2 protein-coding genes are annotated in these 1,954 nt (G+C 32.5%); both read right to left on the bottom strand.

Annotation, left to right across the window (positions count from 1 at the left end):
• Positions 1-171 precede the first annotated feature (171 nt).
• The gene (locus H3T84_RS11915) at positions 172-381 is read right to left on the bottom strand and encodes a hypothetical protein (RefSeq protein ID WP_198219307.1); all 210 of its coding nucleotides are present in this window, start codon (positions 379-381) and stop codon (positions 172-174) included.
• On the bottom strand, positions 365-1,807 hold the full coding sequence (locus H3T84_RS11910) for a hypothetical protein (protein ID WP_198219305.1): 1,443 nt from the start codon (positions 1,805-1,807) through the stop codon (positions 365-367). Before H3T84_RS11910 ends, H3T84_RS11915 begins: the two co-directional genes overlap by 17 nt.
• Between the last annotated feature and the right edge of the window lie 147 nt (positions 1,808-1,954).

Here is a 1,954-nt window from a genome sequence, read left to right as displayed (position 1 = left end):
AAAATAAAATGATATAAATCAAATTCGAAGATTTTAACTGGTCATATTTATCAATCCAGTCGGAACAAAAATCTGGTAGTTATATGAATTATTTGCACAGGAGAATATCTTATATTGATAAATTCTCTTTACGAGTTGAAGTATCTTATTATTCAGATGTATAAAATAAAATTAATAACCTACGTGAAACAGTCGTGAATCAAGATACAGAGTAATGATAAAGCGTAAAGATTGTTGGTTTTGTTCATGTTCCTGTGTGTACACAACATCATTGAATTCATAGGAATAAGATTTTACTTTGCCTGTGGATTCACATACTTTATTACGCTTGAAGTCGCTAAGCACAAAATCAGGATCAAATGCCTTACCACCTATACTCACGCATTGGAGAAATGCTAAAGCGTAAAGATTGGTCGTCCAGATCATGCTCCTGTGTATAACTAACTTGATTGAACATATATGAACATGATTTTACCTTGTTTGTAGATTCACATACTTTATTACGCTTGAAGTCGCTAAGCACAAAATCAGGATCAAATGCTTTACTCATAAGCTGAATAGATTGCTGACATTTATTCATGCCGGCTGATTTATTATTGGCGAATCGGTCACAGACAAGTTTAAGTTCTGTTACCATACCATACCGGTTTTTCATTGTGATGTAGATATTAGGTGTAAGTAGATAAGTAATTTCAGATTGAAAGTTAAAGGGCTGCAGATCATATAGATATTGTTGATTTAAAGTATCGAATTTTTCTATAAAGTCAGATTCTTGTATCTGATAGGTGGGTAGTGGGCTCCTCGCATCAGGTAATATTGAGTAAGAGGTGAGTGGAGAAATGATAAAAGATAAAATTCGTTCGCTTTTTTTATATTCCAGTGTGTAACCAACATTTTGGGAATTATAGGAACAAGAGTAGCTTCCCTCGTCTGTGAATTTGCATACTTTATTCCGCTCGAAGTCACTAAGCACAAAATCAGGATCAAATGCCTGACTAATAAGCTGAATAGATTGGTAGCATTTATTCATGTCGGCTGATCTGTTAGCTGATCTATTAATCGAGAAATGGTAACAGGTAAATTTAAGCCCTGTTACAAAATTAGATTCGCTATTAATTGTGAGGTCGCTATTAGATCTAAATGATGATAATAAATAATTGTTTTCAGATCGAAAGTTACGTGGTTCCAAATCATATCGATATTGTTTATTTAAAGTATTGAATTTTTCTATAAAATCAGAAGATTTGATTTGATAAATGGGGCGGCTTCCCATAGTACGACGTACTGGGAACCCTATGAATGGAGAAATGATGAAGCGTAAAGATTGTGTGTTTTGTTCATTTTCCTGTGTGTACATAATATCATTGAACTCATATAAACATGAATTTACCTTATCTGTAGATTTACATACTTTATTATGCTTGAAGTCACTAAGCACAAAATCAGGATCAAATGCTTCACTAATAAGCTGTATAGATTGCTGACATTTATTCATGCCGGCTGATTTATTATTGGCGAATTGGTCACAGGCAAGTTTAAGTTCTGTTACTAACTCAAAGTCGCTCTTTATTGTGAGATAAATATTAGGTGTAAGGAGATAAGTGATTTCATATCGAGATCGAGGCTCCTTGGGTTTTTTAATAGGTTTCAGATTATATCGATATTGTTTATTTAAAGTATTGAATTTTTCTATAAAGTCAGATGCTTTAACTTTATAGATGGGTGGGTAGTACACAGATAGTGCTAATGCTGAGTAAGAGATTAACTGACAGATAATGAAAATAATAGCTATAAAGATTTTTTGCATTTGGCTATCTCTGGTTTGAGAAAGTAAGCATTCAATAATTATCTAGGAGTTGACGTTGCCGAATAATATAAAAAGCAAAGATGGGTTAATTGATATAGATATTATGCTATTTATCTGAAAAATAAAATGATATAAATCAAATTCGAA

Source organism: Snodgrassella sp. M0110 (genome assembly GCF_016101465.1).
GTDB lineage: Bacteria > Pseudomonadota > Gammaproteobacteria > Burkholderiales > Neisseriaceae > Snodgrassella > Snodgrassella alvi.
The sequence above is the reverse complement of the archived record's forward strand: the minus strand, read 5'-3'. Positions and strand labels throughout refer to the sequence as shown.

Coding starts and splice junctions, on each gene's coding strand:
- H3T84_RS11910 (WP_198219305.1), bottom strand. CDS start 1,807: ATGCAAAAAATCTTTATAGCTATTATTTTCATTATCTGTCAGTTAATC.